This window comes from Streptomyces sp. NPDC060198, from assembly GCF_042728415.1.
Taxonomy (GTDB): Bacteria; Actinomycetota; Actinomycetes; order Streptomycetales; family Streptomycetaceae; genus Streptomyces.
The window spans coordinates 1-4,699 of sequence record NZ_JBHWZJ010000472.1; the positions used below are offsets into that span (position 1 = coordinate 1).

At 70.5% G+C, this 4,699-nt stretch carries 3 protein-coding genes and 1 pseudogene; all 4 read right to left on the reverse strand.

Annotated elements, in window-relative coordinates; genetic code table 11:
• Positions 1-182: 182 nt before the first annotated feature.
• Positions 183-1,859: a DNA repair helicase XPB gene (locus ACFWEP_RS31845; protein ID WP_387375346.1), complete on the reverse strand. Its 1,677-nt coding sequence runs from the start codon at positions 1,857-1,859 to the stop codon at positions 183-185.
• Positions 1,860-2,090: 231 nt separating this feature from the next.
• Positions 2,091-2,639, reverse strand: coding sequence for a TetR/AcrR family transcriptional regulator (locus tag ACFWEP_RS31850; RefSeq protein WP_387375348.1), 549 nt, complete (start codon positions 2,637-2,639; stop codon positions 2,091-2,093).
• 21 nt (positions 2,640-2,660) lie between these two features.
• Positions 2,661-4,160, reverse strand: a complete 1,500-nt coding sequence (locus tag ACFWEP_RS31855) for an MFS transporter (protein WP_387375350.1) — start codon at positions 4,158-4,160, stop codon at positions 2,661-2,663.
• Between the two features lie 179 nt (positions 4,161-4,339).
• Positions 4,340-4,537: pseudogene (locus ACFWEP_RS31860) on the reverse strand (XRE family transcriptional regulator); the annotation flags it as partial.
• Between the last annotated feature and the right edge of the window lie 162 nt (positions 4,538-4,699).

Consider the following 4,699-nt stretch of genomic DNA (forward strand, 5'->3'; position numbering starts at 1 on the left):
TGAGGCCGGGAGCGCCGTCACCGCGGGCGCGCTATGGCCTGCGTCCCCTGGACGCCTTGAGCACCTCCACGAGGCGGTCCACATCGGTCCAGGGGGCGCATCGGCGACCGCGCATCCGTGGGGCTGTCCCGGCTTCCCCGGGCTGGGCCCGCGCCACCTGTTCCGGGCGCCCGCCGCGGTTCTCAGTTCTCCGTGGTCTCGGCGTTCTCCGTGCCCGGGTTCTCCGTGAGCAGCTCGTCCGCGTCGACGATCCGGTACGCGTACCCCTGCTCGGCCAGGAACCGCTGCCGGTGCGCGGCGAAGTCCTGGTCGATGGTGTCGCGGGCGACCACCGAGTAGAAGCGGGCCTCGTGCCCGTCCGCCTTCGGGCGCAGCACCCGGCCGAGGCGCTGCGCCTCCTCCTGGCGGGAGCCGAACGTGCCCGACACCTGGATGGCGACGGTCGCTTCCGGCAGGTCGATGGAGAAGTTCGCGACCTTGGAGACGACCAGCACGCTGATCTCGCCCTGGCGGAACGACTCGAAGAGCTTCTCGCGCTGCGAGTTCGGCGTCTCGCCCTTGATGACGGGTGCGTTCAGGTGCTCGCCCAGCTCGTCCAGCTGGTCGATGTACTGCCCGATGACGAGCGTCTGCTCGCCCGCGTGCTTGCGCACCAGCGCCTCGGTGACCTTCCGCTTGGTGACGGTGGTCGCGCAGAAGCGGTACTTCTCCTCGGGCTCGGCCGTGGCGTACGCGAGCCGCTCGTGGTCGGTCAGGTTGACCCGTACCTCCACGCAGTCGGCGGGCGCGATGTAGCCCTGCGCCTCGATCTCCTTCCACGGGGCGTCGAACCGCTTCGGGCCGATGAGCGAGAACACGTCCGACTCCCGCCCGTCCTCGCGGACCAGCGTGGCGGTGAGGCCGAGGCGGCGGCGGGCCTGGAGGTCGGCGGTGAACTTGAAGACCGGTGCGGGCAGCAGGTGCACCTCGTCGTAGATCACCAGACCCCAGTCACGGGAGTCGAAGAGCTCCAGGTGCGCGTACACGCCCTTACGGCGCGTGGTGAGCACCTGGTACGTGGCGATGGTGACCGGGCGGATCTCCTTGCGGGTACCGCTGTACTCGCCGATCTCCTCCTCGGTCAGCGAGGTGCGCTTGATCAGCTCGTGCTTCCACTGCCGGGCCGAGACCGTGTTGGTCACCAGGATCAGCGTGGTGGCCTTCGCCTCGGCCATCGCACCGGCTCCGACCAGCGTCTTTCCGGCACCACAGGGGAGCACGACGACACCGGAGCCACCGTGCCAGAACCCGTCGACGGCCTGCCGCTGGTACGGGCGCAGCGACCAGCCGTCCTGGGCCAGCTCGATCGGGTGCGCCTCGCCGTCGACGTACCCGGCGAGGTCCTCCGCCGGCCAGCCGAGCTTCAGCAGCGTCTGCTTGATCTGCCCGCGCTCCGAGGGGTGCACGGCGACCGTGTCCGGGTCGAGGCGCGCCCCGACCAGCGGGGTGATCTTCTTCGACCGCAGCACCTCTTCGAGGACCGGCCGGTCGGTGCTGGTCAGTACGAGACCGTGCACCGGGTGCTTGGACAGAGTGAGACGGCCGTACCGCGCCATCGTCTCGGCGATGTCGACCAGCAGTGCGTGCGGCACGGGGTAGCGGGAGTACTCCACCAGCGCGTCGACGACCTGCTCGGCGTCGTGGCCGGCGGCGCGGGCGTTCCACAGCCCGAGCGGCGTCACGCGGTAGGTGTGGATGTGCTCGGGCGCGCGCTCCAGCTCGGCGAAGGGCGCGATCACCCTCCGGCACGCGTCCGCCAGCTCGTGGTCGACTTCCAGCAGAAGCGTCTTGTCGCTCTGGACGATGAGGGGTCCGGTCACTCGCTGCGGCCCTTTCTCCGGGGTACGGCCGCGCATGCGGCCAAACGTCCAGTGTGCCGCATCACCGCGCCTTGTGGGGTGGCGGTGGGTGTGAGGTGCGGGGCGCGCGGTGCGCGGGTCCGGGCGGTGGAGCAGGCGTACGGGATTCCGGGGCCCGTTCCCGCCTCGCCGCTCCCACGGTTTCCGTCGCTCCCGAGGCAGCCGGCCGTGCTCCGCTCCGCGAACCCCGGCTCAGGCGTCGTCGTGATTGAGCGTGCTCGCGATGCGTTCGGCCACGGCACGGCGAAGTCGTGGGTCCAGGCGGTGGGCGGTCAGGGACTCGTACAGCCACAGGCCGTCGGCGGCGAGCCGGGCGATGAACCGGTCGAGTGTGACCTGGTCGTCGGCGTCGCCGGTCTCCAGGGGCGGCACCCACCGGTCGATGACCGCGTCCCAGGCGGCCGCGTGACCGGGGGTGGTCGATCCCTCCAGCATGAAGAGGAGCTCCGCCCGGGTGGCGCTCTGGATGGCGACACGGGTGTAGGCGGCGAGCCGTTCCGCGGGGGTCGCCTCCTCGGCCTGTTTTCCCGCCGCCGCCGCGATGTGCGCCTCCCATTGGTCGGCGAGGTGCTGATGGATGGCCTGGACGAGGTCGTCGCGCGAGGCGAAGTGGTAGAGGAGTCCGCCCTTGGTCAGGCCGGCCTCGGCGGCGACGGAGTCGAACGTCACGCTCTTGACCCCCTCGCGTTCCACCACGCGGGCGGCTGCTTCGAGGATCTGGGTTCGTTTGCTGGTCCGCATGGGGTGCTCCGAGGGCGGGTGTCAGTGATGGGCGGGGGCGGACAGGGCTGATCCGGGGCCATGGTGACGCAGGAGGAGACCTGTGGTGATGGCGCCGACGGCGATGACGGCGGTGACCACGATCATGACGGTCGAGTAGGCACCGTCAAAGGCGGTGGACGCCGCGCTGATCAGCGACGGGTTGCTGTCCCCTGCCAGGTCGAGTGCGCTGTTCAAGCTGTCACGCGCGGATTCGGGGGCTCCGGAGGGCAGGTCGATGGTCGCGGTGTAGACGGCGGTGATGAGGCTGCCGAGCAGCGCGACCGCGATCAGGCTGCCGAACTCGTAGGACACCTCCTCCACGGAGGAGGCCATGCCCGCGCGGCGGGCCGGAACGTTGCCCATGATCGCGCTGGACGCGACGGACATGGCCCCGCCGAGACCCGCGCCCGTGATGAGCAGCCCGGTGACGAGCAGAGCCGTACTGGTGTCGAAGTACAGCAGCACCAGCAGCGAGCCGACCGCGCTGAGGGCGAGTCCGCCCGCGACGATGGGCAGCAGCCCGACCCGGTGGAGGCTCGCGCCGCCGGCGACGGCCGTGGGGAGCGCCCCCAGGGCGATGGCGGCGACCAGGACTCCGGCGCGCAGCGGGGTGAAGCCTTCCACGAGCTGGAACCGCTGTGTGGTGATGAGCTGGACACCGGCGATGGCGAACATCGAGAACCCGGCGGCCAGGACTCCGGCGAGGAAGGCACGGTTCCGGAAGATCGCGAACTCCAGCAGCGGGTACGGCAGACGTCGCTGCCTCCGGGCGAACGCCCACCCCCCGGCAGCCGCGGCGAGCACGGCGACGGCGATGACCGTCGGCGCGGGTTCCGCCTTGGCGGTCTCCTTGATGGCGAGCACGAGCCCGACCAGGGCGACGAGTGCGAGGAGCGAGGAGAGCAGGTCCCACCGCTTGCTCGGGTCCGCGTCGTTGGGCGGCGCGAGGACCAGCGCGGCGACCAGGGCCGCGACGACGACGGGGACGTTGACCAGGAACACCGATCCCCACCAGAAGCTCCGCAGCAGGAGGCCGCTGATGATCGGGCCCAGAGCGCTGCCCACGATGGCCAGGGTGCCCCAGACGGCGATGGCCATGTTGCGCTCGCGTTCGTCCTCGAACGTGATCCGGATCAGGGCCAGCGTCGCGGGCATCATCGCCGCCGCGCCTACCGCCAGAAGTGCCCGGGACGCGATCAGCGTCTCCGGGGTCGGCGAGAACGCGGCGGCCACCGAGGCCGCGCCGAAGACCACCAGACCGATCAGGAACATCCTCCGGTGCCCGAGCCGGTCACCCAGAGTGCCGCTGCCCAGCAGCAGCCCGGCCATCACCACCGGATAGGCGTTGATGATCCACAGACTCTCCGAACTGCTCGCACCGAGCTCCTCCACCAGCGTCGGCAGCGCGGCGTACAGGATCGAGTTGTCCAGCGTGATGAGCAGGAGCCCCGCACTCACCACCGCCAGCAGCAGCCACCGCCGCCTCGCACTCAGCACCATTCCCGCACACCTCTCGATCGGCATCGTCAACCACTTCTCCATAACTGTACCTTTCGGAAGGTACAGTTATGGAGTGGCCCGCAGGCCGGGGGAGTGGCGACCGAAAGGGGGGAGGGTCGGCCGGCCGGGGGTGCCGGCCGCATGGGGCGCCTCTCGCCTACGGGATACCGGGACCGGGCCGTCCCTCGCTCCCAGGGCTCCTCGGCGTGCTCCGCGAACCGGTCGAACATCGCGCCCGCGCCCTGCCTGCGCAGATGGAGCAGCGGTGAGTCGTGCCCGACGAGGCGCGCCAGGTGGGGCGGGACCAGTGCGTCGTGGTCGAACCGGAAGACGGAGAGGCTGACGTGGTTGATCGCGTGCTCCGCCGCGCTGAAGCGGGTGGTTGGAGACGGCGTCCTCGGTCAACCCGCTCCACGCCGTCGACGGGCACGCGGAACGGCGGCCAGAATTCGGCGTGAGCCTGACAGTGACCTCGTCCGGGTGAAAGGGCTAGTCATTGTCGTTCAGGGCCTTGTATCGTCGGATTCCGACGATACAAG